The 24462-nt window shown below is 74.1% G+C and carries 20 protein-coding genes and 1 pseudogene; 12 read left to right on the top strand and 9 right to left on the bottom strand.

Features of this window, described 5'->3' with window-relative positions:
• Nucleotides 1–91: 91 nt before the first annotated feature.
• On the bottom strand, nucleotides 92–1618 hold the full coding sequence (locus tag ABZ719_RS32930) for a helix-turn-helix domain-containing protein (protein ID WP_366728827.1): 1527 nt from the start codon (nucleotides 1616–1618) through the stop codon (nucleotides 92–94).
• A gap of 615 nt (nucleotides 1619–2233) precedes the next feature.
• On the opposite strand from ABZ719_RS32930, the gene ABZ719_RS32925 reads away from it, so the two are divergent.
• From ABZ719_RS32925 to ABZ719_RS32915, 3 genes are all read left to right on the top strand, one after another.
• The gene (locus tag ABZ719_RS32925) at nucleotides 2234–2854 is read left to right on the top strand and encodes an L-threonylcarbamoyladenylate synthase (RefSeq protein WP_037852315.1); all 621 of its coding nucleotides are present in this window, start codon (nucleotides 2234–2236) and stop codon (nucleotides 2852–2854) included.
• Between the two features lie 228 nt (nucleotides 2855–3082).
• Nucleotides 3083–3841 (top strand): dienelactone hydrolase family protein, encoded by a 759-nt coding sequence (locus ABZ719_RS32920; RefSeq protein WP_366728826.1) that lies wholly within the window; start codon nucleotides 3083–3085, stop codon nucleotides 3839–3841.
• Nucleotides 3842–3954: 113 nt separating this feature from the next.
• Entirely contained in the window at nucleotides 3955–5466 is a 1512-nt protein-coding gene (locus ABZ719_RS32915; RefSeq protein ID WP_366728825.1) for a metallophosphoesterase, read from the top strand.
• Between the two features lie 178 nt (nucleotides 5467–5644).
• On the opposite strand, the gene ABZ719_RS32910 is transcribed toward ABZ719_RS32915, so the two are convergent.
• Nucleotides 5645–7219 carry a glycoside hydrolase family 32 protein gene (locus tag ABZ719_RS32910; protein WP_366728824.1) on the bottom strand — a complete coding sequence of 525 codons (1575 nt, stop codon included), beginning with the start codon at nucleotides 7217–7219 and terminating at the stop codon, nucleotides 5645–5647.
• A gap of 196 nt (nucleotides 7220–7415) precedes the next feature.
• Here ABZ719_RS32910 and ABZ719_RS32905 point away from each other — a divergent pair, with 196 nt between their 5' ends.
• From ABZ719_RS32905 to ABZ719_RS32890, 4 genes are read left to right on the top strand one after another with little or no spacing between them, the layout of a single operon-like run.
• Nucleotides 7416–8825 (top strand): extracellular solute-binding protein, encoded by a 1410-nt coding sequence (locus ABZ719_RS32905; protein ID WP_366728823.1) that lies wholly within the window; start codon nucleotides 7416–7418, stop codon nucleotides 8823–8825.
• The gene (locus ABZ719_RS32900; protein WP_366728822.1) at nucleotides 8822–9781 is read left to right on the top strand and encodes a sugar ABC transporter permease; all 960 of its coding nucleotides are present in this window, start codon (nucleotides 8822–8824) and stop codon (nucleotides 9779–9781) included. Before ABZ719_RS32905 ends, ABZ719_RS32900 begins: the two co-directional genes overlap by 4 nt.
• A gap of 14 nt (nucleotides 9782–9795) precedes the next feature.
• A complete protein-coding gene (locus ABZ719_RS32895) occupies nucleotides 9796–10650 on the top strand; it encodes a carbohydrate ABC transporter permease (protein WP_366728821.1) in 855 nt (284 codons plus the stop codon).
• Nucleotides 10647–12062, top strand: coding sequence for a glycoside hydrolase family 32 protein (locus ABZ719_RS32890; protein WP_366728820.1), 1416 nt, complete (start codon nucleotides 10647–10649; stop codon nucleotides 12060–12062). Before ABZ719_RS32895 ends, ABZ719_RS32890 begins: the two co-directional genes overlap by 4 nt.
• On the opposite strand, the gene ABZ719_RS32885 is transcribed toward ABZ719_RS32890, so the two are convergent.
• Nucleotides 12025–13134 (bottom strand): LacI family DNA-binding transcriptional regulator, encoded by a 1110-nt coding sequence (locus ABZ719_RS32885; RefSeq protein ID WP_366728819.1) that lies wholly within the window; start codon nucleotides 13132–13134, stop codon nucleotides 12025–12027. The genes ABZ719_RS32890 and ABZ719_RS32885 overlap by 38 nt on opposite strands.
• A 204-nt stretch (nucleotides 13135–13338) precedes the next feature.
• Between ABZ719_RS32885 and ABZ719_RS32880 the strand changes: the two genes are divergently transcribed.
• The 3 genes from ABZ719_RS32880 to hemC all read left to right on the top strand — a co-directional run bounded on the left by ABZ719_RS32880 (nucleotide 13339) and on the right by hemC (nucleotide 16057).
• A complete protein-coding gene (locus ABZ719_RS32880; RefSeq protein ID WP_366728818.1) occupies nucleotides 13339–13956 on the top strand; it encodes a DNA polymerase ligase N-terminal domain-containing protein in 618 nt (205 codons plus the stop codon).
• A gap of 126 nt (nucleotides 13957–14082) precedes the next feature.
• Complete coding sequence (locus tag ABZ719_RS32875; RefSeq protein ID WP_366728817.1) at nucleotides 14083–15066, top strand: ATP-dependent DNA ligase; 984 nt, start codon at nucleotides 14083–14085, stop codon at nucleotides 15064–15066.
• A 55-nt stretch (nucleotides 15067–15121) separates the two neighbouring features.
• A complete protein-coding gene (hemC, locus tag ABZ719_RS32870; RefSeq protein ID WP_366728816.1) occupies nucleotides 15122–16057 on the top strand; it encodes a hydroxymethylbilane synthase in 936 nt (311 codons plus the stop codon).
• Between the two features lie 87 nt (nucleotides 16058–16144).
• Here the strand turns inward: hemC and ABZ719_RS32865 are convergent, their stop codons facing one another.
• From ABZ719_RS32865 to ABZ719_RS32850, 4 genes and pseudogenes are all read right to left on the bottom strand, one after another.
• Nucleotides 16145–16675 (bottom strand): hypothetical protein, encoded by a 531-nt coding sequence (locus ABZ719_RS32865; RefSeq protein ID WP_366728815.1) that lies wholly within the window; start codon nucleotides 16673–16675, stop codon nucleotides 16145–16147.
• Nucleotides 16676–16878: 203 nt separating this feature from the next.
• Nucleotides 16879–17739 carry an ABC transporter permease gene (locus ABZ719_RS32860; RefSeq protein WP_366728814.1) on the bottom strand — a complete coding sequence of 287 codons (861 nt, stop codon included), beginning with the start codon at nucleotides 17737–17739 and terminating at the stop codon, nucleotides 16879–16881.
• A pseudogene (locus ABZ719_RS32855) lies at nucleotides 17699–18529 on the bottom strand (ATP-binding cassette domain-containing protein); the annotation flags it as partial. The gene ABZ719_RS32860 and the pseudogene ABZ719_RS32855, both read right to left, overlap by 41 nt.
• A 338-nt stretch (nucleotides 18530–18867) precedes the next feature.
• A complete protein-coding gene (locus tag ABZ719_RS32850; RefSeq protein WP_366728813.1) occupies nucleotides 18868–19383 on the bottom strand; it encodes a MarR family transcriptional regulator in 516 nt (171 codons plus the stop codon).
• Between the two features lie 385 nt (nucleotides 19384–19768).
• Between ABZ719_RS32850 and ABZ719_RS32845 the strand changes: the two genes are divergently transcribed.
• Both ABZ719_RS32845 and ABZ719_RS32840 read left to right on the top strand, forming a co-directional pair.
• Nucleotides 19769–20560: an RNA polymerase sigma factor SigF gene (locus tag ABZ719_RS32845; RefSeq protein ID WP_366728812.1), complete on the top strand. Its 792-nt coding sequence runs from the start codon at nucleotides 19769–19771 to the stop codon at nucleotides 20558–20560.
• Nucleotides 20561–20688: 128 nt separating this feature from the next.
• A complete protein-coding gene (locus ABZ719_RS32840; RefSeq protein WP_366728811.1) occupies nucleotides 20689–21492 on the top strand; it encodes a VOC family protein in 804 nt (267 codons plus the stop codon).
• A 66-nt stretch (nucleotides 21493–21558) separates the two neighbouring features.
• Here ABZ719_RS32840 and glgX read toward each other — a convergent pair whose 3' ends face one another.
• On the bottom strand, nucleotides 21559–23712 hold the full coding sequence (gene glgX / locus ABZ719_RS32835) for a glycogen debranching protein GlgX (protein WP_366728810.1): 2154 nt from the start codon (nucleotides 23710–23712) through the stop codon (nucleotides 21559–21561).
• Entirely contained in the window at nucleotides 23709–24221 is a 513-nt protein-coding gene (locus ABZ719_RS32830; protein WP_366728809.1) for a pep a2, read from the bottom strand. The genes glgX and ABZ719_RS32830 overlap by 4 nt, the downstream gene beginning before the upstream one ends.
• Nucleotides 24222–24462: the final 241 nt, after the last annotated feature.

Raw genomic sequence — 24462 nt, 5'->3', positions numbered from 1 at the left:
ACCGGCCGCCGGCCACTCGCGGTGGGCGGGCGAGGTCAGCCGGCCGGGTCGGGTGGCCGGAGGGCGGCCGGCCGGGGCGGGCCGGGCAGGGTCAGCCGGCCGCGGGCGGCTGATCGAGGGCCGGCGGGTCAAGGGCCGGCGGGTCCAGGTCGCCCGCCGCCATCTGGGCCAGGACGACTTCGTAGAGGTCGCTGCCGACGGCCAGGAGCTGGCGTTCGAGGACGGGCTCCACACCGCGTACGTGCTCGCGCACGGTCTGCGCGTGGACGCCGAGCAACTGCGCGGCGCGCTCGGCGTTGCCCCCGGCGGCGGTCCAGGCGCGCAGCGTGCCGCGCAGGTCCCGGGTGTCCGCCGCCAGGCGGCCGAGGAGTTCCCGCGCCCAGGTGCGCAGCGCCGGCCCGGTCAGCAGCTCGCCCAGACCGGCCCGGCGGGCCCGCGCGGCCGGTCCGGAGGCCGGTTCCGGGACGAGGCCCGCCTGCGTGTTCAGGGCGAGGTGGACGGCGGCCCGCACGGTGAGCAAGGAGAAGTCCGCACCGAGCAGTCCCTCCACCCGTTCCATCCGGGCCCGGACGGTGTTGCGGCTCACCCCGAGGATCCGCGCCGCGCTCACCGCGGGGAACTCGAGCCCGAGCCGGGTGGTGGCGACCAGTTCGGCGCGGGTGTGGTGGGCGAGGGTGTCCAGGGGCCGCAGCAGCCGTCCCGACCAGGCGTGCAGCGCCTCGTGGTCCATCAGCCGCTCGGGGTGGGTGCGCTCGGCGTACACGGCGGTGCCGTCCGGGCGGAACCGGGCGAGCGCGAGGGCGCTGACCGCCTGCCCGTAGGCCGTGGCGGTCCGGGCGAGGCTGTGCCGGATGCTGCCGCCGAGGAACGTCTGCGGGCGCGCGCCGACCAGCGCGCGCAGCTCGCGGCCGGTGGTCTCGGCGGGGGCGATGACGATGACGTGGCCGTCCACCGCCGGGCAGCGGACGACCAGGGCGTGGCCGCCGGTGGCGTCCAGACACTCGGCGGTCAGCCGCTCGCGTTCCTCGGGGTGGGCCTCCAGGACGTAGACGTGCGCGGTGTCGGTGTCGAGCAGGCCCGGCCACAGCCCCGCGGCGACCCGGCGGGCCGAGACGGTGTCCTCGACCATCAGCAACTGCAGGATGGCGAGGCGCAGGGCGGCCGTGGCCTGTTCCAGCCGGCGCCCGGTCTCGTCGGTCTCGTCGGCCCGCAGCAGCAGTTCGACCACGCCGGCGGTGCGGGTGAGCATCTCGGCGGTCCGCCGGTCGAAGGGGGTGACGCGGGAGACGGCGAGCACACCGGCCGCGGGTGCCTGCGGGCGGCCCACGCGCACCGCCCGGACGTGCCGCCCCGCGTCCTGGAGCGCCGCCGAGGCGAACCGGCCGGCGCGGAGGTCCGCGATCACGTCGTCAGCCAGGGGCACGCCCGCCCCGGCACGGAGGGTGCCGTCGGCGTCCAGGAGGCAGGCCGTGCCGTGGGCGGCGTCGGCGAGCCAGGCCACGACCTTGCGCACGTCGCGCCCGGTGGGCCGCAGATGGTCCAGGAGTTCCTCGGCCCAGGTGGCGTGCCCGCCGCCTCGTTCGTGCGCCGGGACGGCTCCGTCCTGTCCGCCGGCCATGTCGGCTGTCTCCTCCCGTTCCTTGTACACCGCAGTGACCTCGGCGTTCTCGGTCCGGGACGTTACCAGCGGCGGCTGTTGACGCGCTGTGCGCGGCTCCCGCGCGAACGGGCCGCGCAGGCCGGCGGAGTGCGGGGCGCCGACGGAAGGGGGCGGCTTCGCCGGTGGGTCACGGGGGGGGTGGTGAGCGACCGGCGAAGCCGCGCGCCCGGGGGCCGGGGGGACAGCGCCCGAGCGGTACACAGCTCTGGTTCCCCGCCTCCGGCCGAGTACGCACGGGAAACACGGCGAATTTCCGGACCGGCACACACCCCGCCACCGCCGCCGCCCTCGACCGCCACCGCCCCCGCTCGGCACTCGGCCCGCACCGCCACCGGTCGGCCGCACGGACCCCGCCACCGCCCCCGCTCGACGCTCGGCCCGCACCGCCACCGGCGGGCACCGCACCTCGGCGCCGGCCCCTTCGGTCACCGACGACACGACGGCCGCGGCAACCCGTGTGCGACGACACGACGGCCGCCGCAACCCGTGTCCGACGACACGACGGCCGAGGCAACCGGTGTGCGACGGCCCGTCCGTGCGGCGGCGGCCGGGCGCACGGCATAAGCTCGGCGGATGGCGAAGTACTTCGACGTGCACCCGGACAACCCCCAGCCGCGCGCCATCCGGCAGGTCGCCGACGGCCTGCGGGAGGACGCGTTGATCGCGTACCCGACCGACTCCTGCTACGCGCTGGGCTGCCGGCTGGGCAGCCGTGACGGCGTCGACCGGATCCGGGCGATCCGCCGCCTGGACGACCGGCACCACTTCACCCTGGTGTGCCAGGACTTCGCGCAGCTCGGCCAGTTCGTACGGATCGACAACGACGTGTTCCGGCTGATCAAGGCGGCCACGCCCGGCAGTTACACCTTCATCCTGCCGGCGACGCGGGAGGTGCCGCGCATGCTGCAGCACCCCAAGAAGAAGACCGTCGGGGTGCGCATCCCGGACCACGTGGTCACCCAGGCCCTGGTGGCGGAACTCGGTGAGCCGCTGCTGTCCAGCACCCTGCTGCTGCCCGACGAGGACGAGCCGATGACGCAGGGCTGGGAGATCAAGGACCGGCTCGACCACGTGCTGGACGCGGTGGTCGACTCGGGCGACTGCGGTACGGAGCCGACGACGGTCGTCGACTTCTCGGGCGGCGAGGCCGAGATCGTGCGGCGGGGGGCGGGCGACACCTCACGGTTCGAGTGAGGGGCCCGGCTCCGGTCGCGGATCCGTGCGGGCCGGTCGCGGAGCCGTGCGGGCCCGGTCCCAGTAGCGGATCGGTGCGGGCCCGTCTCCGCCTCGGCGGCCGGGCGCGTGCCACCATGACCATGATCCGCCCGACCCCCCGCGCCCGGATTCACGATTCCCGGGTGTCCCGGGCAACCCCTCACCGCCGGTGACGTCCTCACCGGCGGCCGCGCAGGAAGGCAGCCCATGAGCGCCGTACAGGGCCAGACCGTCGAGATCCCCACCGAGGACGGCACGGCAGACGCCTATCTGACCCATCCCGCGGACGGACGTCCGCACCCGGCCGTCCTGTTCTACACGGACGCGTTCGGTCTGCGTCCGCACGTCAAGGGCATGGCCGACCGGATCGCCGCCGCCGGTCACACCGTGCTGGTGCCCAATGTGTTCTACCGTCACGGACGGGCGCCCGTCGTGGAGTTGCCGGAGTTCATCGACCTCTCCGAGCGCCCGGAGGTCTTCGGCCGGCTCATCCCGCTCATGCAGGCGCTGACGCCGGAACTGGCACGGCGTGACGCGGGGGCCTACCTCCGTATGCTCGCCGGCCACCCGCTGGCCGCCGACGGCCCGGTGGCCGTGACCGGTTACTGCATGGGCGCCCGGCTGTCCCTGCTGACCGCGGGCGCGTACCCGGACCGGGTCGCGGCGGCGGCCGGCTTCCACGGCGGCGGACTGGCCACCGACGGTCCCGACAGCCCCCACCTGGCCGCCGGGAACGTCACCGCGGAGCTGTACTTCGGGCACGCCGACAACGACTCCTCGCTGCCGCCCGAGCAGATCGAGCGCCTGGAGGACGCGCTCACCGCGGCCGGCGTCCGGCACCGCTGCGAGGTCTACCCGGGCGCCTCGCACGGCTTCACCCAGGCCGACACCGACGCCTACGACGCCAAGGCGGACGAACGGCACTGGACGGCCCTGCTCGACCTGCTGCGGCGCACGTTCGGCTGAACCGGCGGGGGCTCAGCTCCCGCCCGGCGCACGCCAGTTGGGTGCGGGGCCCGGGGCCTGCCCCGGGCCACCCGCCCGCCGCGCGCGGCGCCCCGGTTGTTACGGTGCACCGCGTGTCTGACTCCTCACGCGATACCGTCGAAGGCGCCGGCTGGAACGACGCCGAACGCGGCACCTACGCCCGGCTGATGCCGGACCGCGTCCAGAAACTGTCGTGGCTGAACCCCCGGACCCTGTGGGCCGCGCGCAACGGCGTGGCCGCCTCCTGGTTCGGGGACCCCACCGGGCGGACCCGTTCCCGGTGGGTGGCGCGGCAGGCCGCGGCCGGGGCCCCGGCGGACAAGGTGATCCGGCGTACGGAGGCGGACCGCTTCTCCTTCATGGTCATCGGGGACACCGGTGAGGGCGGCGAGTCGCAGTACGCGGTCGTGCCGGGCTTCCTGGAGGCCTCCCGGGACACGTCGTTCGCCGTGCTCGCCAGCGATGTGATCTACCCGGTCGGCAGCACGGACGACTACGGCACGAAGTTCTTCCGGCCGTATCGCGACTATCCGGCGCCCATCTACGCGATCCCGGGCAACCACGACTGGTACGAGGACCTCAGCGGGTTCATGCGCGTCTTCTGCGACGACGCGCCGCCGCTGCCGCCGGAGCCCCGGCCGCGTGCGCTGAGCCGCGCCTGGTGGCGCGCGCTGCTGTGGCACCGGCCGCGCCCCGCCGACGAGCAACGGCTGGCCGAGGCGCGGAAGTTGCGTTCCGCGCCGGGGCAGCAGGCCGTCCAGCCGGGCCCGTACTGGGCGGTCGACGCCGGACCGCTGCGGATCGTCGGCATCGACACCGGCCTGCTCGGCACCGTGGACGCGGAGCAGGGCGCCTGGCTCCGGGAGGTGTCCCGCGGGCCCCGCCCGAAGATCCTCGTCACCGGTTCCCCGCTGTACGTGGACGGCGAGCACCACCCCTGCCCCATCGACGGCGGGGGCACCGTCGACGACATCGTCCGCGACCCGGCCCACCACTACGTGGCGGCGATCGGCGGGGACATCCACAACTACCAGCGCTATCCGGTGGACGTGGACGGCCGCACCGTCCAGTACGTGGTCTGCGGGGGCGGCGGCGCGTTCATGCACGCCACGCACACCATCCCGCGGGTGTCGGTCGCGAACGTGACGGAGGCCGACTTCCGCTGCTACCCGCTGCGCGGCGACTCGCTGGCGTTCTACAGCTCCCTGTACGCCCGCCGGCTGCGGCTGCGCCGCTTCTTCACGCTCACCGAGGCGGAGGGGATGGCCGTGATCGCCGAGCGGCTCGGCATACCGCCCACCCGCACGCCGGGCGGCCCGGTCCGTCTCACCCGGCGGGTCCGCCTGGTCGCGAGCCTGCTGGGCGCAGGCCGCCGCCCCGACCGCCGGGCCCGGTTCCGCCTCCCGGTGCGCAAGATCTACACCCAGCTCTTCTCGCCGGGTTCGGTCACCTACACCCCGCCCTTCTTCAAGTCGTTCCTGCGGCTGGACGTCAGCCCGGACTCGGTGCGGCTGCGCTGCTTCGCGGCGACCGGCAACCGCGCGCAGGAGGTCGACCCGCCGGTCGAGGACGAGGTGGTCATCCCGCTGCCGCCGCGGGTCTGAGCGCCCGGCGGCCTCCCGGGTCCGCCGCGGCCCGGCGCCGCGCGGTGCTCCCGGCCCGCGGGATCGTCGCGGCCGGCGGGCCGGTCCGGGCACCGCGGCCTCGCTCCGACGCTCCGCCGGCCGCCCGGTACGTCCCGGACCGATCGTGGCGGGTTCCGCGGCGTACGGCGGGGGGTCCTCACACCGTGAACTCCCGTATCACGGTGTTCCGGAACACCGCCCGGCCGCCGGCGCCGAAGAGGGCGAGCCGGTCGTCGACCAGGTAGGGGAAGACCGCCGAGGAGTGCACGTGCCGGCCGTCGTCGACGAACATCTCGACCGAGGTGCGGTCGACGAGGATGCGCAGGCGCACCGGGCGGCCCGCGGCGCCCAGCGGCGTGCGGCTCTCCTGCCAGGTGCCCGAGCCGTCCGGGTTCACCGTGGCGCGGCGGTTGAGGAAGGCGTAGTCGCCCCAGATCCCGGCGTCGATGTGGCGGTTGCCGTCCGGGGAGCGGCGCAGTTGCAGGCCCGCGCCCGTCGCATGGTCCGCGGTGATCTCGCAGCTCACCTCGTAGGAGACGCCGGTGTACTCCAGCAGGCGGGTGCCTTCGACGCTCAGGTCGCCCAGGCGCACCGTGCGCGAGACATGGGAGTCGAGGGCGGTGACGGGCCGTGAGGCCAGGTGGTACGCGCCCGAGTCGTCGCGGCGCAGCACGACCTCGCGGACGATCGAGTCGGTGCCGTTGAAGCCGTCGCAGTCGATGGTGGGGGTGGTGTGGGCGTAGTCCCAGTTGTTGAGCCAGCCCATCGCGTACCGGACGGCCGGGTCGGGGGTGCCGTCCGCGCGGTGCCGGTCGAAGGTGACGGCCGCGTACCAGTCCCAGCCGTGGTCGAGCCACTGCGGGTCCGCGGCGTCGGGGGTGAAGGCGCCGCCGTCGAAGGAGCCGGTCCAGTAGGCGTAGGTGTGGGGCAGCCCGGCGGCCTTGCCGTTGGCGCTGACGCCCAGCACCCACTTGGCGGTGCCGTCCGGGGCGGTGATGCGGAACAGGTCGGGGCACTCCAGGACGCCGAGGCCGCGGTGGGTGAACCCGCCGGCGGGCGTCCAGGACTTCAGGTCGGCGGAGTGGTGAAAACCGATGGTGTCGTTCTGGGCGAGGGCCATCACCCACCGGCCGCGTTCCTCGTCACGGATCACCTTGGGGTCGCGGAAGTCGGCCACGCCGGGGTTGGGCAGGACGGGGCCGGTGCCGTAGGGCGTGAAGGTCCGTCCGCCGTCGGTGGAGTAGTACAGGAACTGCTCCTGCTGGTCGGTGCCGCCGCCCGGTGACATGGTGACGATGACGACCACCGCGCCGGCGCCGAAGCCCGCGGTGCCGTGGGTGTCCACCACGGCCGATCCGGACCAGAGATCGCCGTTGGGCGTCGTGTCCTTGGGCACGGCGACGCCCCGGTCCCGGAAGGAGACCAGGTCGGTGCTGGTGGCCAGGCGCCAGGCGGTGCCGACCTCGCCCGCCAGGTAGTCGGCGTTGTACAGGTAGTAGTAGTGGTATTCGCCGTCGATCCACACGGGGCGCTGCGGGTCGTTCTTCCACTGGTCGGGGACGGTGAAGTGGTATCCGGCACGGTAGCGGGCGGCGGGGACGGCGTCCGGCCGGCGGGGACCGGCCGGCACCGCCGCACCCGGCCGGCCCCCGCTCGCCGCCGCCGGGGCCGCGGGCAGCAGCGCCGCGGCCGTCCCCGCGGCAGTTCCGGCGAACAGCGCTCTCCTGGACATGTCACGCACCACGCGAGGTTCCTCTCCTCGGACGGGCAGGGGTGCGCCGCCGGCGGGCCCGGCCGACGGCGGCTCATGGGTCCAGGACTGTAGACCTAACTCGTTAAAGGTCAAGCGTTCGCGCCCCTTGACAGAGGAGTCGCGCGGTTTTCATCATCGGGGCGTCACCTGCCTACTAACACGAGTTAGGTCCACGATGACCGACGTCCACCCCTCCCGCCGGGCGCTGCTCAGGTACGGCGCCTACGGCACGGGGGCAGCCGCCCTGGCCGGTACCGCCGCGAGCTGGGACCGCCTCACCGGAGCCGACATCCCGGGACGCGACGACGGCTCCCTCGTCGTCGCCACCCTCGGCTCCGCCTTCGACCCGGCCGCCGTGCGCGCCCTGCGCGACGGCTTCCGCGCCCTGCACCCCGGCATCGACGTGCGGATCAACGCCGTCCAGGCCGTCGACTGGCCGGACTTCTTCGCGAAGGTCCTCACCCAGATCGCCGCGGGCACCGCTCCCGACCTCGTCTACGTCGCCACCGAGGGCGTCCAGCTGTTCGCGAAGCGGCTCGGCGTCCCGCTGGACGGCTGGGTGCGCCGCGACGCGGCGGAACTGCGCGAGTACTTCGCCGACGTCCACCCCTCGCTGGTGGAGTCGATGATGTACGAAGGGAGCCTGTACCAGCTGCCGGTCGAGTTCAACGCGGCCGACATGTACCTCAACCGGCAGGTGCTGCGGCGGGCGGGCGCCGAACTGCCGCCCGCCGACTGGACCCGCGACGACTTCACCGCGCTGCTGCGCCGCATGAAGCGCTCCAGCGGCGCCCACTTCACGCCGTACTTCTGGACCAACCGCCTGTGGGGCGGCGTCGTGCCCTGGCTGTTCGCGAACGGGACCAACCTCCTCGCCGAGTCCCGGGCACCCGGCGGCGACTGGCTGTGGAACACCTTCTACCCCGCCGCCGAACGCGCCGGCCGGGGCGGCGGCTTCCGGTGGACCACCCCGCAGGCCACGGACGCCCTGGTCGAGGAGGCGTACGACTACCTCGCCTCCCTCGTCGCGGAGGGCCTGTGCACCCGGCCGGAAGGCGGCAACGGCAGCAACCTCGTCGGGGTGTTCTCCACCGGCCGGGTCGGCGTCACCCCGGCGGGCGGCTTCTGGGCGGGCGGGCTGCACCTGGCGGGCATGCGGCCCGACGCCTACGACGTGCGCTACTTCCCGCGCCGGCTCAGCCGCCGCCACCAGTTCGGCGCGGCCGGCTACGCGCTGCTGCGCACCTCCAGGAAGCAGGACGCGGCCTGGGAGTTCATCAAGTACGCCGTCCGCCGGGACACCCTGACCCGGCTGTTCCGGGCCAACCAGACCACCCCGGCCCGCCGCTCGATGCTGACCTCCGCCCGGTACGCCGCGACCGGCCCGGCGCACTGGCGGATCTTCTACGACACCCTCGACAAGTTCCCCGACACGGGCCCCGTCCCGGCGCCGCCCCAGGTGGCGGAGGTGACGCAGGTCCTGCTCAAGCACACCGGAACGGCCCTCGCCGCGCCGCGCGCGGTGGGCCCCGCGCTGCGCCGGATGCAGGGCGACCTGGAGAAGGCCATGGAGCGTGACGCATGACGAACACCCGGCTTCCGTCCCGGCGGACGCGGGCGGCCGCACCGGCCGCCGCCGCCCGGGCCGCCGCCCGGCCCGCCACGCGCGAGCGGGGCACGCGGCTGCTGGCCGCGCTGTTCCTGGCACCGACGGTCCTCGGCATCGTCGTCTTCACCGTGGTGCCGATCGCCGGTTCGGTGGTGCTCAGCCTCTTCCACTGGAACGTGATCGACTCCCCCGGCTTCGCGGGCGGCGCCAACTACCGCGAGGCCCTCGGTGACACGACCGTCCTGGTCTCCTTCCGCAACACGCTCGTCTTCATGGTGCTCGCGGTCGCCCTGCAGCTGACCGTCGCCCTCGCGCTGGCCCTCACCGTGGACGGGCGGATGCCCGCCTGGCTGCGGTCGGTGTTCCGTTCGGCGTTCTTCTTCCCGCTGGTGCTGTCCGCCGCCTCGGTCTCCGTGGTGATGAAGTACCTCTTCAACCAGGACTTCGGAGTCGTCAACTGGCTGCTCGGGCTGGCCGGCGTCGCCCCGGTGCCGTGGCTGACGTCGGAGCACGCGGCGCTGGCCACGGTGGTCCTGGTCTACGTCTGGCAGCAGTTCGGCTTCTCCTTCCTGCTCTTCGTCGGCGGGCTGAACAACATCCCGAAGGAGATCCACGAGGCCGCCTCCCTGGACGGCGCCCGGGGACCGCGCAAGCACCTGGCCATCACGCTCCCCCTGCTGTCGCCCACGCTGCTCGTGGCGTCCGTGGTCGGCATCATCAACGCCCTCCAGGTCTTCGAGCAGCCGTACGTCCTCACCGAGGGAGGCCCCGGCGACGCCACCCGGACGGTCGTCATGGTCATCTACGAGAAGGCCTTCGAGCAGCTGCGTTTCGGTGAGGCGTCCGCGGTGGGCGTGCTGCTGTTCGTCCTGATCATGGCGGTCACCGCCCTCCAGTTCCGGCTCAGCCGGCGCTTCGTCCACTACCAGTGAGCCCGGTGACCGCCATGAGCCAAGCGTCCCCCTCCCTCAGCCGCGCCCGGCACCTCCTCGCGCCGTGGGCGCGGACCGCCGGGCTGACCGTGTGCGCCCTGCTGACCCTCGGGCCGGTCCTGTGGACCGTCTCCACCTCGCTGCGCACGCCCGCCCAGTCCTTCGACCTGCCCCCGCGCATCGTCCCCGCCCACCCGAGCGCCGCCGCCTACCGCGGGGTCTTCGAGCAGCTCGACGTGTGGCTGCTCGCCCTGAACTCCACGCTGGTCACGGCGCTGATCGCGGTGGGCCAGATGATCACGGCGGGGCTCGCCGGATACGCCTTCGCCCGCCTGGAGTTCCGGTTCAAGAAGCCGCTGTTCGGGCTGGTCCTGGCGACCATGATGGTGCCGTTGCAGGTCACGATCGTGCCGGTGTTCCTGGTGCTGAAGCCGATGGGTCTGACCGACACCCTGCTCGGCCTGATCGTCCCGGCCTTCCCGACCGCGTTCGGCACCTTCCTGATGCGGCAGTACTTCCTCGGCATGCCCCGGGACCTGGGCGAGGCGGCCATGCTGGACGGCGCCGGGCCCTGGCGGATCTTCCGCTCCGTCTACGCCCCGCTGGCCGCGCCCGGACTCGCGATCGTCGGCGTCCTCGCCTTCAACTACCACTGGAACGAGTTCTTCCGCCCGCTCATCCTGGAGACCTCCGCCCAGAACTACACCCTGCCGCTGGGGCTGGTCTCCCTCCAGGGCAACCTCGGCACCGGCTCCGTCTCGGTGGTCCTCGCCGGTGTCGTGCTGTCCATGCTCCCCGCCGTCGCCGTGTTCCTCGTCGGCCAGCGCCCTCTGCGCGAGGGCATCACCTCCGCAGGAGTCAACCGTTGAGCCCCGCCCCCCGGTCCGCCACCGGCCCCGACGCACCGCGCTTCCGGGTCCGCCCGCCCGCCCACTGGATCAACGACCCCAACGGGCCCTTCCGCTGGCGGGGCCGCTACCACCTCTTCTACCAGCACAACCCGGGCGCGCCGGTGCACGCCGACATCCACTGGGGCCACGCCTCCAGCCCCGACCTCGCCCACTGGGAACACCACCCGCTCGCCCTCACCCCCGTCCCCGGCGGCCCCGACGAGGCGGGCTGCTGGTCGGGGTGCGTGGTCGACGACGCCGGCACGCCCACCGCCGTCTACACGGGCATCGACCACCGGCACGCCGGAGTGGGCGCCATCTGCCTGGCCAGGGCCGCCGACCCCGACGACGACCAGCTCACCGAGTGGCGGCCGCTGCCCGCACCCGTGGTGTCAGCGCCGCCCGCCGGCCTGGACGTGGTCATGTTCCGCGACCCGTTCGTCCTGCGGCACGGCGGGCGGCGCTGGGCGCTCGTCGGCGCCGGGCACGCCGACGGCACGCCGTCCGTGCTGCTGTACGACTGCGAGGACCTGACCGACTGGCGGTTCGCCGGGGTCCTGCTCGACGGATCCGACCCGGTCGCCACCGCCGTGTTCGGCGACGGGGCGGTGGGCTGGGAGTGCCCCCAGCTGTTCCGGACGGCGGCGGACACCTGGGTGCTGGCCGTGTCGCTGTGGGACGGCGATCCGTGCGGCACCGGCCACCTGACCGGCGACCTGGTCCCCGACGGCCGGGGCGGGCTGCGGTTCGCGGCGCGAGGCGGGGGCCGGCTCGACCACGGACGCGACTTCTACGCGCCCGCCGTCCTCCAGGAGGCGGACCGGACGCTGATGTGGGGCTGGTCGTGGGAGGCGCGCGAGCCCGCCGAGGTGGAACGGGCCGGGTGGGCCGGGGTCCTCACCGCCCCCCGGGTCGTGGGCACCCACGCGGACGGCTCCCTGCGGGTGCTGCCCGCCCCGGAACTCGACCTGCTGCGCGCCCCGGAACCGTTCGTCACCCGCCCGGGCCGCCGGGTCCGGCTCCCGGACGCCTACGACCTCACGGTCACCGCCCGCGGACGCACGACGGCGACGCTGCTGAGGTCCCCGGACGGGCGCGCGGACCTGTCGGTGCGGCTGGACCCGGCCGCGGGCACGGTCACCCTGGACGGCGGCGAGCGCCCCCGCGCGGGCCGCGAGGGCTCCGGGCCCCGCACGGTGCGGCTGCCGGGCGGGCCACGGCTGACGGTGCGGGTCCTCGTCGACGGCTCGCTCGTGGAACTCTTCGCCGACGGCCGGGCGACGCTCACCGAACGCGTCTACCGGCGGCCCGGCGACGTCCCGGAACTCACGGTCGACGCCCCCGCCGCGGAGGTCACCGGATGGGCGCTGGTCCCACCGACGCCCGGCTGACCACCGGGCAGGCCAGCCGGCGGGTGGTGGCCGGCGGGGTGCGGCCGGTGGCGAGGGCGTCCAGGAGCAGCCGCGCGGCCGTCTCGCCCATCGCCCGGTGGGGCAGCGCCACGGAGGTGAGCGGCGGGGTGAGGAAGGCGGCCATGTGCTCCTGGTCGTCGTAGCCGACCACGGACAGGCCCGCTGGCACCTCGATGCCGAGCCGGGCCGCGGCGTGCAGGACGCCCGCCGCGACCCGGTCGTTGTAGCAGAAGACCCCCGTGGGCCGCTGCCCGGCGGGGGCGCCCTCCAGGAGCCTGAGCGCGCCCTCGTACCCGCTGGAGATCTCGCCGCCGGTGCGCACCACCCACTCGGGCGGGACGGTGACGCCCTCGGCGCGCAGCGCGTCACGGAAGCCGCGCAGCCGCTCGCGCGACGCGATGTCGTCGAGGCCGCCGATCACGGCGAGCCGGCGGTGCCCGTGGTCGAGCAGCAGCCGGGCGGCGCCGCCGCCGCCGGCCCGCTCGGCGGGGACCACGGCGGGCAGCGAGCCGTCCTCGGGAAGGCAGTTGGCGAGCACGGAGTGGGTGTGGTGCAGCCCCTCGGGTACCCGGACCCGGCGCAGTGACATGGCCGCGTAGATGATCCCGTCGACCCTCCGGTCGAGGAGTTCGGCGACGGCGGCGTCCTCCTTGGCCCGGTCGCCGCCGGTGTCGACGGTCAGGATGAGGTGGTCGCTGCTCCAGGCGGCCTCCATGGCCCCGCGCAGCAGCCGTCCCGCGAACGGCGAGGACGCGATCTCGTCGGTGACCAGGCCGAGCACGGCCGTACGGCGGCTGCGCAGGCCGCGCGCGACCGGGTCGGGGCGGTAGCCGAGCCGGGCGGCGGCCTGCCGGATGCGTTCCTGGGTGGCGGGCGAGAGGTTGCCCTCGGCCCGGCCGTTGAAGACGAAGGACACCGCGGTGTGCGAGACACCGGCGAGCCGTGCGACGTCGCGGGAGGTGGGCCGCGCGCCGTCACGGGAGGCGGGCCGTGCGCCGTCCCCGCCGCCGTTGCTGTCCTCGGCGCCGCCGCCGCTGCCGTCCGCCGTCATCGTCCCCGATTCCCGCCCGTCCCGTCGATCACGCCCACCCTATCGGCGACGGTTGCGGCGCCACCCGCCGGTCGGCGCGCCCGCCGTGGGCCGCCGTCGGCCGCCGGCCGGAAGGTGCCGACGCGGTCACGCAGGCGGACGGGTCCCTTCCGGCCAGGGGGGTACCCGGTGTGGCCGGGTGGACGCGAACGTGAGGAGGCCGAGGTGGCCAGGGACGAGCGGCTGCGTGAGTACCGGGGCAAGCGGGACTTCGGGCGGACCCGGGAGCCGTCGGGCCGGCGGACCGGTGAGGGATCCGGTCCCCGGTTCGTGGTGCAGATCCACGACGCCCGCCGGATGCACTTCGACTTCCGGCTCCAGGTGGGGGACGTGCTGAGATCCTGGTCGGTCCCCAAGGGCCCCTCCGACGACCCGCACGACAAGCGGCTCGCGGTGCCCACCGAGGACCACCCGCTGGAGTACGAGGACTTCGAGGGCGTGATCCCCAAGGGCGAGTACGGCGGCGGCACCGTGGTCGTCTGGGACCGGGGCACGTACGAGCCGCTGAGCCACGACCGCGGGGGGCGGCCCGTGGACTTCGCCGAGTCGCTGGAGCGCGGGCACGCCACCTTCCGGCTGCACGGCTCCAAGCTGCGCGGCGAGTACGCGCTCACCCGTTTCCGGGACGGCCGGGACGAGGGCGGGGAGGAGGCCTGGCTGCTGGTGAAGAAGGCCGAGGGCCGGGCCGGCGGCGGGCACGGCACCCCCGATCCGCGGCGGGCCCGCTCGGTGCGCACCGGCCGTACGCTGGCGCAGGTCGCCGCGGAGGGCGGCGAGGAGTGAGCGGACCGGCCGCGGCCGCCGGACAGCAGGCACGGCGGGGCCCCGGACGGCCGGGGGCCGCGCCCGATCAGGGGAAAGCGGGCCGCGGGGCGCGTGGCGGGCGGCCCGCGCGTCGACACCTCAGCCGTGACCCTGCCGCTGATCGCGCCCATGCTCGCCACGCCCGGACCCCTGCCGCCCGCCGCGCAGGACGCCCGCTGGGCGTACGAGACGAAACAGGACGGTCAGCGGGCGGTGGTGTACCTGCCGGGCGACGGTTCGGTGCTGCTGCGGGCCCGGTCCGGGCAGGACGTCACGGCCGCCTATCCCGAACTGGCGCCGCTCGGCGGGGCGCTCGCAGGCACGCCTGCGGTGCTGGACGGGGAGGTGCTGGCGCTGGACGAGGAGGGCCGGGCGAGCTTCCAGTTGCTGCAGGGCCGGATGGGGCTGGCCCACGCGCCCGCCCTCGCGGCGCGCCGGGCGGCGCGGGTCCCCGTCCACCTCGTGCTGTTCGACGTCCTGCACCTGGACGGGGACTTCTTGCTCACGCTGCCCTACGTCCGGCGCCGCGAGCGGCTGGAGGCGCTCGCTCTGCACGGGCCGTACTGGTCCACGCCCACCGCCGTGGTCGGTCACGGCGCCCGCGCCCTGGCCGCGACCCGGGAGCACGGGCTGGAGGGGCTGGTGTGCAAACGGCTGGACTCGGTGTACGAACCGGGGGTGCGCTCCCGCGCCTGGATCAAGATCCGCAACATGCGCAGCGAGGACGTGCTGGTGGGCGGCTGGCTGCCCGGCAAGGGGCGGCTCACCGGTCTGCCGGGCGCGGTGCTGGTGGGCCAGCGCGGCGGCGGGAGACTGCGGTACGTGGGCAGTGTGGGCACCGGCTGGAGCGAGGCCGAGCGGACGGAGCTGGCCGGACTGCTGGCCGCGCTGGCCACCCCCGTGTGTCCGTTCGACCCCGTACCGGCCGCGCGGGGGGCGCACTGGGTGCTGCCCCGTCTGGTCGGCGAGGTGCGTTACAGCGTCCGCACCCGGGCGGGCATGCTGCGCCAGCCGTCGTGGCTGCGGCTGCGCCCCGACCTCGCTCCCGAGGACGCGGCGGCGGACCTTCCGGACGACACGCGGCCGTGAGGCAGCGGCCGGGCCCGGGGCCTGGAGCGCGCGGGGAAGGTCTATCGTGTCCCGCATGTCCGTGCCCGAACTGATCCGTATCGTCTCCCGCGACTCGCCCATGGCGCTCGCTCAGGTGGAGCGCGTCCGCGCCGAGTTGGCCGTCCTGCACCCCGGTGTGCGTACCGAGGTGGTGCCGGTGAAGACCACCGGCGACAAGTGGCTGGGTGACCTGGCGAAGGTCGAGGGCAAGGGGGCGTTCACCAAGGAGGTCGACGCGGCGCTGCTCGCGGGCGAGGCGGATCTCGCGGTGCACTGCCTGAAGGACGTGCCCGCCGACCGGCCGCTGCCGGCCGGCACCACGTTCGCCGCGTTCCTGAAGCGGGACGACGTCCGTGACGCCCTCGTCCACCCCGGCGGGCTCACCCTCGACGAGCTGCCGCCGGGCACCAGGATCGGCACGTCGGCGGTGCGCCGGATCGCCCAGCTGGCCGCGTCCCACCCGCACCTGACGTGCGTGCCCTTCCGCGGCAACGCCAACCGGCGGCTGGAGAAGCTGGCGGCCGGTGAGGCGGACGCGCTGCTGCTGGCCGCGTCCGGTCTGGAGCGCATCGGACGGCAGGACGTGATCACCGAGGTGCTGTCCGTGGAGGCGATGATGCCGCCGATCGGCGCGGGCATCCTCGCCCTGCAGTGCCGCGAGGACGACGACGCGCTGATCGGGGCGGTCAGCGGGCTCGGCGACGGCGACACGCATCGCGCGGCGAGCGCCGAACGGATGTTCCTGCACGTGCTGCAGGGCCACTGCAACAGCCCGATCGCCGGCTACGCGCAGGTCGACCGGGGCGGCGAACTGTCCCTGCGGGCCTGTGTGTTCACCCCGGACGGCAAGACCCGGCTGAACGCCCACGAGTGGGCCGGCCGGCTGGACGCCGCGACGCTGGGCACGTCGGTCGCCGTGGCCCTGCTGCGCCAGGGCGCCCGCGAGATCATCGACGGCATTCCGCACTGACGTCACGGAAGCGGCGCACGGAGCAGGGCCGGACCGCCGGGGCGCAGGGGTGCCCGCGGCCGGGCCGCCGGGGCGGGAGCGGGCCGGTCAGCCGGTGGTGCCCGGCTCCGCCTGGTCACGCAGGAAGGCGCTGACCTGGTGGGCCAGGCCGCCCTGGCCGCCCGGACAGCAGGCGCCCGCGCCGACGGGCCCCTCGTGCACGCCGATGCCGCCGCTCCACAGACGGCGGTCGGTCCACTCGTCGTCGACGCGCAGCTGGACCTGGACGTCGACCTGGGTCAGGAACTCCTCCGGACCGGCCGCGTACAGCACGGCGGTGGCCCGGCGCAGCGGGTGGACGTCGTAACCTTCGATGAACTGCGAGTTGCGCCAGTCGACGAACGCGCCCTCCCCGTCCGGCCCGATCCGCACGTCGATCTGGCCGTCCTCCAGGTGGACGCCGAAGTGCTCGGTACCGCGGTTCTCGACGGTGACCCGGATGCGGAAGTACGTCAGCCCGTCGGCGGCGTCGTCACGTCCGCGGGGCGGCTCGGCCTGCTCCAGTCGGTGGACGCGGACGCGCAGGCCGGCATGCTCCTCGTACTCCTGCCAGTCCCCGACCACGTTGGGCTCGTACACAGTGCACCTCTCGACTTCCAAGAGCTGTTTCCTATCTGTGGGCCGAGTGCACTGTCAAATGCGCGGAATGCGCCGTGGCCAGGGAATTCCCCCGCATTGATCGGTGATCAAGCCGTGCGCTGGAGAAATCGCCGCAGGGGCGGCCGGAGCGGCCGGAGCGAGCGTGCCGCAGATCACTTCGGCGGCGGCCGGCCCGGCGGGCGTCACCGGGCCAGCCGGCCGAGGAGCGCGGAGGCCGCGGCGACGCCTGCCGCGGCGGCCCCGACGAGCACGGCGAAGTCGGGCGCGAGGTGCGCGGGGGTACCGAGCAGCAGGCCGCGCAGGGCGTCGACCTGGTAGCTGAGCGGGTTGGCCTTGCTGACAGCCTGCAGCCAGCCGGGCATGACGGCCACCGGGTACAGGGCGTTGGAACCGAAGAACAGCGGCATGGTGATGGCCTGTCCGATGCCCATCAGCCGGTCGCGGCTGAGCACGATGCCGGCGATGGTCATCGACAGGCAGGAGAAGAACGCCGAGCCGAGGAGCACGGCCGCGGCGACGCCGAGCAGCCGGAGCGGGTTCCAGGTCATCGCCACCCCGAGCAGCGCGGCGATGACGACGACCACGAGGGCCTGGATCAGCGACTTCATCCCGGCCGCGAACGCCTTGCCGGTGACCAGCGCCGCGCGCGGCGTGGGCGTGACCAGAAGCTTGCTGAGGACACCCGCGTCACGCTCCCAGATGATCTGGATGCCGTAGAAGATGGCGATGAACATGGCGGACTGGGCGATGATGCCGGGCGCCATGAAGTCCAGGTAGGGCAGGCCGCCGGTCGGGATCGCGTGGATGCGGGAGAAGGTCTGGCCGAAGATCAGCAGCCACAGGGCGGGCTGGACGGCACGGGTGTACAGCTCGGTGCGGTCGTGGCGGAGCTTCTGCAGTTCCACGGCGCACAGGGCGGCGACCCGGGCGGGCAGCAGCAGCCGGCCCGCGCGGGCCCGCGGGGGCCGCAGCAGCAGGCCGATGCCGTCCTCGCGGGCGGGGTCAGCCGACCCGGTGGGCGGTGCGGCGGGTGTTCCGGACATCGCGGAAATCTCCTGTGGTGTCGTCCAGGCCGCTGCCGGCCACGTCGCGGAAGACGTCCTCCAGCGTGGGCGGCTCGCCGGTGGCCGGGCCGCCCCGGGCGCGGCGCCGCTCGCCGAGTCCCTGCCGCAGCTCGGCGGGGGTGCCGAGGGCCCGGAGGCGGCCGCGGTGCATCAGGGCGACCCGGTCGCAGTACTGGTCGGCCTCGTCCATGTGGTGCGTGGTGACCAGGACCGTCATGCCGGTGGCGGCGCGCACGGCGTCGATGTGCTCCCACACACCGGTACGGGCGATCGGGTCCAGCCCGATGGTCGGTTCGTCGAGGATCAGCAGGCGGGGCGCGCTGACCAGGGCCTGGGCCAGTTCGAGGCGGCGGACCATGCCGCCCGAGTACGTCTTCGCCAGCCGGTCGGCGGCGTCGGTGAGGCCGACGGCGGCGAGCGCCTGGGCGACCCGGGCGGCGCGTTCGCGGCGCGGCACGTCGAAGACGCGGGCGAAGAGGGTGACGTTCTCCCGGCCGGTGAGGGCGGCGTCGGCGGACAGCTGCTGGGGGACGTAACCCAGCAGCCGGCGTACGGCCATCCGGTCGCCCGCCGGGTCGTGGCCGAAGACACGCACCATGCCGGCGGGCACCGGCAGCAGGGTGGTGACGCAGCGGATCGCGGTGGTCTTGCCGGCCCCGTTGGGCCCGAGCAGCCCGAACACCTCCCCCGGGCGCACGGTCAGGTCCAGCCCGTCCACGGCGCGCGTCCCGCCGAAGGCGTAGGCGAGCCCGGTGCAGGTGACGGCGTCCGGGGTGGTCCGGGTCCTCTCGTCGCGAACCGGTCCGCCGGGGGCCTCGCGGGCCGCTCCGGCGGCGGCCCCGGGGACGGTCGGGGCCGCGGCTCCCCGGGCGGTCCGGGCCGTGGCCTCTCGGGCCGACCGGGCCGTGGCCTCGGGGACCGGTTCGCCAGGGGTTTCGCGGGTCTCGGGGGCCGGTGCGCCGGCGGAGTCGCGGGCCGGTGCGTCGGCGGAGTCGCTGGCGTCACGGACCGGTCCGCCCGGGATGCCATGGGCGCCGCAGGTGTCGCGGGCCCGCGCGTCGGCAGTGTCGCGGGCGTCGCGGACCGGTTCGCCGGGTAGGTCGTTCGTCATGGGCGGTCGGCCTCCTCGCGCAGGTTCCCGGCCAGCCTGCGCAGGGCCGGGACGGCCGCGCGCAGCGCGTCGCGGTCGGCCGGGGCCAGCCGGTCGACCTGGGCACGGACCAGGGCTGCGCGGCGCGCGCGCCAGTCCCGCAGCCGCGCCCCGGCCGCCTCCGTCAGCAGCAGGCGGACGGCCCGGCGGTCGGCGGGGTCCGTCTCCCGCACCAGGTGCCCGTCCCCGACCAGCCGGTTGACCAGCGTCGAGACGGAGTTGCCCGCCAGGTGCAGTTCCTTGGCCGCCTCCGAGACGCCGATGCCGGGCCGGGACTCGACCAGGCGCAGCAGTTCGACCTCGGCGCCGCGCAGCCGGGACACCGTCAGCCCGGCCCGCAGCCTGCGCCGGATCAGCCGCTGCACCCCCACGAGGGCGTCGGCCAGCTCTTCGGCGGAGGCGTCCGGGGCCGGCCCGGCGGAGGCGTCCGGCGCGGGATCGGACACAGGTGCGGGGCCGGATTCCGGTTCCATGCTCCGACGTTACCTCTGTAGCAGAGGTAAGCATCCCCAAAGGCCGGTCAAAACGAGCGCGGCGGGCCCCGTCCGACCCTTGGTTGAATGCACATCATTTTCCGCCGTGGATTTTCGCGTCCTTTATTTTCACCTGCCTTCGATTTGCCGAGGCGGAATTCACCGACCGGTCGGCGACGAATTCGAATCGCGCGGTCGCATACCGTCACCGCATTCGCAGAATTGTTTCGGAACGACCGGCTCCGGGAATCCGCATTTCAGTGCTTCGGACCGGAGGCACGCCCGTGGGAGCCGGCGCGCCGGGCCCCGACGCATTCCGTGCAGGACTGCCCCGCGCCTCCCGTGGTGTCCGTCCATCCAGCACCTGCTGAGGGAGGCGCAGCGCATGCGTACCACCGGCAGAACCAAGACCCACCCGCACGACGACGCCCCCGACACCGCAGCCGCCTTCGAACGGCTCGCGGGGCTGCCCGACGGGCCCGAGCGCAAGGCGCTGCGGGACGAGCTGGTCCAGGTGTGGCTGCCCATGGCCGAGCGGATCGCGGTCCGCTTCCGCGGCCGCGGCGAGGCCCTGGAGGACCTGTACCAGGTGGCGGCGCTCGGCCTGGTCAAGGCGGTCGACCACTACGATCCGGCGCGCGGCTACGCGTTCGAGGCGTACGCCGTCCCGACGGTCACCGGCGAGATCAAGCGGCACTTCCGCGACCACATGTGGACGCTGCACGTGCCGCGCCGGGTCCAGGACCTGCGCAACCGGGTGCGGCGGGCGGCGAAGGAGCTGGCGCAGACGACGCCGGGCCGCGCCCCGACCGTGGCGGAGATCGCCGCGTACACGCACCTGAGCGTGAGTGACGTACACACCGGGATGGAGGCCCTGGACTGCTTCGCCGCGCTGTCGCTGGAGGCGGAGGTCCCGGGCACGGACGGTTACGCGCTCGGCGACGGCCTCGGCGAGTCCGACCCGCGCTACGACCTCGTGGTGGACAGGGTGGCGGTGCGGCCCTGTCTGGAGGCGCTGCCCGAGCGCGAGCGCATGATCCTCTACCTGCGCTTCTTCGGGGGGATGACGCAGAGCCGGATCGCGCAGCAGCTCGGCATCTCGCAGATGCACGTCTCGCGGCTGCTGAGCGGCTGCTTCGCCCAGTTGCGCGAGGAACTGCTGGCCGAGACCGGCTGACCTGCGCACGAGACCCCCCGGTGCTGTTTCGGCGGTACGCGGGGGGTACTCGGCAGGCGCCCTTGCGGGTTCCGGTCGGACACTGGTGACAGACCGGTGGCCACCGGTCGACGAGACCAGGACGTGCCATGAACGACGACACGACAGCCGCCCGCCCCACGACCGGCCCCCTCTCCACGCACACGGTGTGCGGCGCGCCGTGCTGGGTGAGCCTGACCAGCCGCGATCTGGAGGCCACGGAGGACTTCTACCGGGCCGTGCTCGGCTGGGAGTGGCGCTCGGCCAGACTCGGCGACCGCTTCCGCATCGCGCTCGCCGACGGTGCCCCGGTCGCGGGGATCGCGGCGGTGGCGTCCATGTGGCAGATGGCGGTGGCCTGGACGCCGTACTTCGCCGTGCCGAGCGCCGACCGGGCCGTCTCCCGGGTGCAGGAGCGCGGCGGCACCTCGGCGGTCGGCCCGATCTCCCTGCCGCCCGGCCGGGCGGCTCTGCTCGCCGACCGGGACGGCGCGACCTTCGGGATCTGGGAGGGCGAGCTGTTCACCGACTGGGAGACCTGGCGCAAGGCCGCGCCGGCCTTCATCCGGCTGCACACGCGCGACGCGTTCGACGCCGCGATCTTCTACGGCGAGGTCCTGGACTGGGCGTCGGAACGGCCCGGCTGCTGCGAGGTCCGCTACGAGGGGAACGAGGTGGTCCTGCGCAGCCATGGTGAGGTCGTCGCCCGCATCGAGTCCGGGGCGCTCGAGGCGGCGCCCGACCCGACCATCCGGCCGCACTGGCAGATCCACTTCCGGGTGGCCGACGTCGCGGCCTGCGCCCGCGCGGCCGAGAGCCACGGCGGCAGCGTGCTGCGCGAAGGCACCGAGGAGGCCGTCCTGCGTGATCCGGACGGCGCGCAGTTCACGGTGACCTCGCGCCGGGAGGCCTGACCGCACCGGCCGCACCCCGCGGCCCCGCCCCTCCTTCGCCGGAGGGGCGGGGCCGCGGGGTGCGGGTCAGCGGGCCGTTCTCGGGGGCCGCGTGAGCAGGACCAGGCTGCGGGGCTCCACGCGCAGGTCGCCCGAGAACTTGTGCTCGGCCTCGTCCGGCGGGCCCTGCGGCTCGGCGGTGTCGACGAGCGTGGTCCAGCGCTCCCCGTAGGCGGCGCCGGGCAGGCGGAAGTCGACCGGTTCCCAGTAGCCGTTGAGCAGCAGCAGGAACGAGTCGTCGACCACGGGCCGGCCCTGCGGGTCGGGTTCGGCGATGGCGTCGCCGTTGAGGAAGACCATGACGGAGTGGGCGTCGGAGCGCTGCCAGTCCTCCTCCGCCATCTCCCGGCCGTCCGGCAGCATCCACACCAGGTCGGGCAGCGGCTGGTCGTCGCGGGTGGCCGTCTCGCCCTGGAAGAAGCGGCGGCGGCGCAGCACCGGGTGGGCGGTGCGCAGACCGATGACGTACCGCGTGAAGTCCGCCAGCTCGCGCTGCTCGCGGGTGAGCCGCCAGTCGATCCAGGAGACCTCGTTGTCCTGGCAGTAGGCGTTGTTGTTGCCGCCCTGGGTGCGGCCCAGTTCGTCGCCGTGGCACAGCATGGGGATGCCCTGGGAAAGCAGCAGGGTGGCGATGAAGTTGCGCTGCTGGCGGGCGCGCAGCTCCAGGACGGCCCGGTCGTCGGTGCCGCCCTCGGCCCCGCAGTTCCAGGACCGGTTGGTGTTCTCGCCGTCCCGGTTGCCCTCGCCGTTGGCGTCGTTGTGCTTGTCGTTGTACGACACCAGGTCGCGCAGCGTGAAACCGTCGTGCGCGGTCACGAAGTTGACGCTCGCGCGGGGGCGGCGCCGGTTGTGCGCGTACAGGTCGGAGGAGCCGGTCAGCCGGGACGCGAAGTCGCCGAGCGTGTGCTCCTCGCCGCGCCAGAAGTCCCGTACGGCGTCCCGGTACAGGCCGTTCCACTCCGACCACAGCGGCGGGAAGTTGCCCACCTGGTAGCCGCCCTCGCCGACGTCCCAGGGCTCCGCGATCAGCTTGACGCGGCTGATCACCGGGTCCTGCTGGATCAGGTCGAAGAACGCGGAGAGCCGGTCCACCTCGTGGAACTGCCGTGCCAGGGTGGCCGCGAGGTCGAAGCGGAAGCCGTCGACGTGCATCTCCGTGACCCAGTACCGCAGCGAGTCCATGATCAGCTGGAGTACGTAGGGATGGCGCATCAGCAGGCTGTTGCCGGTGCCGGTGGTGTCGTAGTAGTGCGCCCAGTCGCCGTCGACGAGGCGGTAGTACGAGGCGTTGTCGATACCGCGGAAGGACAGCGTCGGGCCCTTCTCGTTGCCCTCGGCGGTGTGGTTGTAGACCACGTCGAGGATCACTTCGAGGCCGGCCGCGTGCAGCGCCTTGACCATCGACTTGAACTCGGCGACCTGCTCGCCGCGGGTGCCGTGGGCGGCGTAGTCGTTGTGCGGCGCGAAGAAGCCGATCGTGTTGTAGCCCCAGTAGTTGGACAGGCCGCGGCCCTGGAGCACGCCGTCGTGCACGAACTGGTGCACCGGCATCAGCTCGACGGCCGTGACCCCCAGCGAGGTCAGGTGCTCGACGACCGCGGGGTGCGCGAGACCGGCATAGGTGCCGCGCAGCTCCGGGGGGACGTCGGGGTGGGTGCGGGTCAGGCCGCGCACATGGGCCTCGTAGATCACCGTGTCGGCGTAGGCGCGCCGGGGCGGACGGTCCTCGCCCCAGTCGAAGGCCGGGTCGGTGACCACGCCGAGCATGGTGTGCCCGGCGCTGTCGGACGGGTCGGGGCCGTGCGGGGCGCGTTCGTAGAGCGAGGGGTGGTCGTCCATCCGCCCGTCCACCGCCCTGGCGTAGGGGTCCAGGAGCAGTTTCGCGGGGTTGCAGCGGTGGCCGGCCGCCGGGTGCCAGGGGCCGTGCACCCGGTAGCCGTAGCGCTGGCCCGGTCCGACACCGGGCAGGTAGCCGTGCCACACGAAGCCGTCGGCCTCGGTCAGCGGCACCCGGCGGTGGGCGCCGGCGTCGTCCACGAGGACGAGTTCGACGTGGTCGGCGACCTCGCTGAACAGGGCGAAGTTGGTGCCCTCCCCGTCGTAGGCGGCGCCCAGCGGGTAGGGGTACCCGCCCCACACGGGTACGGGCACCCCTTTTCCACGGTTCGTCCGCCGGGTCACCGGGCCGCCTCCAGGACGCCCTCGGGGCGGCTGAGCGGCGAGGCGAGCGCGGCGACCGGCAGCGCGCGCGGCGGCTTGAGGCCCTCGCGCAGGGTCGGGGCGGGAGCCTTCGGGACCAGCGGGACGCGCACCCCGGCGCGGGCCCGCTGCGAGAACCAGATGATCTTGCTGCCGGTCTCGGAGGCGCAGCAGCCCCATCCGTCGCTGGTGGCCGCGATCCGGGCCAGGCAGGCGCGCAGGTCCTGGTCGGGGCGCAGGTCGTGGTTGTTCTCCCCGACCGCGGTGATGAGGTGCTGGCCGGTCCACCACATCTCGATGGACGTGTGCTTGTCCCGTGCGTGCTCGTCGATGGCTTTCAGCAGCATCTCGGCACCGCCGCACACGGGTTCGACCAGGTCCTCCAGGTCCCAGAACCGAAGGTGAGCGGCCAGGATGCGCCTGACCTGTCCGACCCGTTCCGGGCTGACTTCCACGTCGAGGTGGTAGTAGCAGGGCACTGCGGTCTTCATCGTCGTTGGCTCCTCACCGGCGAGGCCCGCGCTCCATCCCCGCCCTTGCGGGCCGGTTCCCCGAGCACGAAGCGTGAGCATGTGTTGCCTCTGAGTCAGAATCCACAGTGCGGGCGCTACGCCATTCGTGCAACACGAGCGGGTGGCTTGGGTTCAAGGGGTCGTCGCAACACCACTCGGTTTTAGGTGGTGAGTAGATCACGAAGACGCTCGGCTGGGGTATCCCAGCCGAGCGTCTTGC

Origin of the sequence: Streptomyces sp. NPDC006743 (assembly GCF_040703815.1) — a bacterium.
Classification (GTDB): domain Bacteria; phylum Actinomycetota; class Actinomycetes; order Streptomycetales; family Streptomycetaceae; genus Streptomyces.
Note: the sequence above shows the minus strand (reverse complement) of the source record. Positions and strands in the feature narration are given on the sequence as shown.

Bases quoted from the DNA above. Each gene is read 5' to 3' on its own strand.
- ABZ719_RS32930 (WP_366728827.1), bottom strand. From the start codon at position 1,618: ATGGCCGGCGGACAGGACGGAGCCGTCCCGGCGCACGAACGAGGCGGC.
- ABZ719_RS32925 (WP_037852315.1), top strand. From the start codon at position 2,234: ATGGCGAAGTACTTCGACGTGCACCCGGACAACCCCCAGCCGCGCGCC.
- ABZ719_RS32920 (WP_366728826.1), top strand. From the start codon at position 3,083: ATGAGCGCCGTACAGGGCCAGACCGTCGAGATCCCCACCGAGGACGGC.
- ABZ719_RS32910 (WP_366728824.1), bottom strand. From the start codon at position 7,219: ATGTCCAGGAGAGCGCTGTTCGCCGGAACTGCCGCGGGGACGGCCGCG.
- ABZ719_RS32905 (WP_366728823.1), top strand. From the start codon at position 7,416: ATGACCGACGTCCACCCCTCCCGCCGGGCGCTGCTCAGGTACGGCGCC.
- ABZ719_RS32900 (WP_366728822.1), top strand. From the start codon at position 8,822: ATGACGAACACCCGGCTTCCGTCCCGGCGGACGCGGGCGGCCGCACCG.
- ABZ719_RS32895 (WP_366728821.1), top strand. From the start codon at position 9,796: ATGAGCCAAGCGTCCCCCTCCCTCAGCCGCGCCCGGCACCTCCTCGCG.
- ABZ719_RS32885 (WP_366728819.1), bottom strand. From the start codon at position 13,134: ATGACGGCGGACGGCAGCGGCGGCGGCGCCGAGGACAGCAACGGCGGC.
- hemC (WP_366728816.1), top strand. From the start codon at position 15,122: ATGTCCGTGCCCGAACTGATCCGTATCGTCTCCCGCGACTCGCCCATG.
- ABZ719_RS32860 (WP_366728814.1), bottom strand. From the start codon at position 17,739: ATGTCCGGAACACCCGCCGCACCGCCCACCGGGTCGGCTGACCCCGCC.
- ABZ719_RS32850 (WP_366728813.1), bottom strand. From the start codon at position 19,383: ATGGAACCGGAATCCGGCCCCGCACCTGTGTCCGATCCCGCGCCGGAC.
- ABZ719_RS32845 (WP_366728812.1), top strand. From the start codon at position 19,769: ATGCGTACCACCGGCAGAACCAAGACCCACCCGCACGACGACGCCCCC.
- ABZ719_RS32840 (WP_366728811.1), top strand. From the start codon at position 20,689: ATGAACGACGACACGACAGCCGCCCGCCCCACGACCGGCCCCCTCTCC.
- ABZ719_RS32830 (WP_366728809.1), bottom strand. From the start codon at position 24,221: ATGAAGACCGCAGTGCCCTGCTACTACCACCTCGACGTGGAAGTCAGC.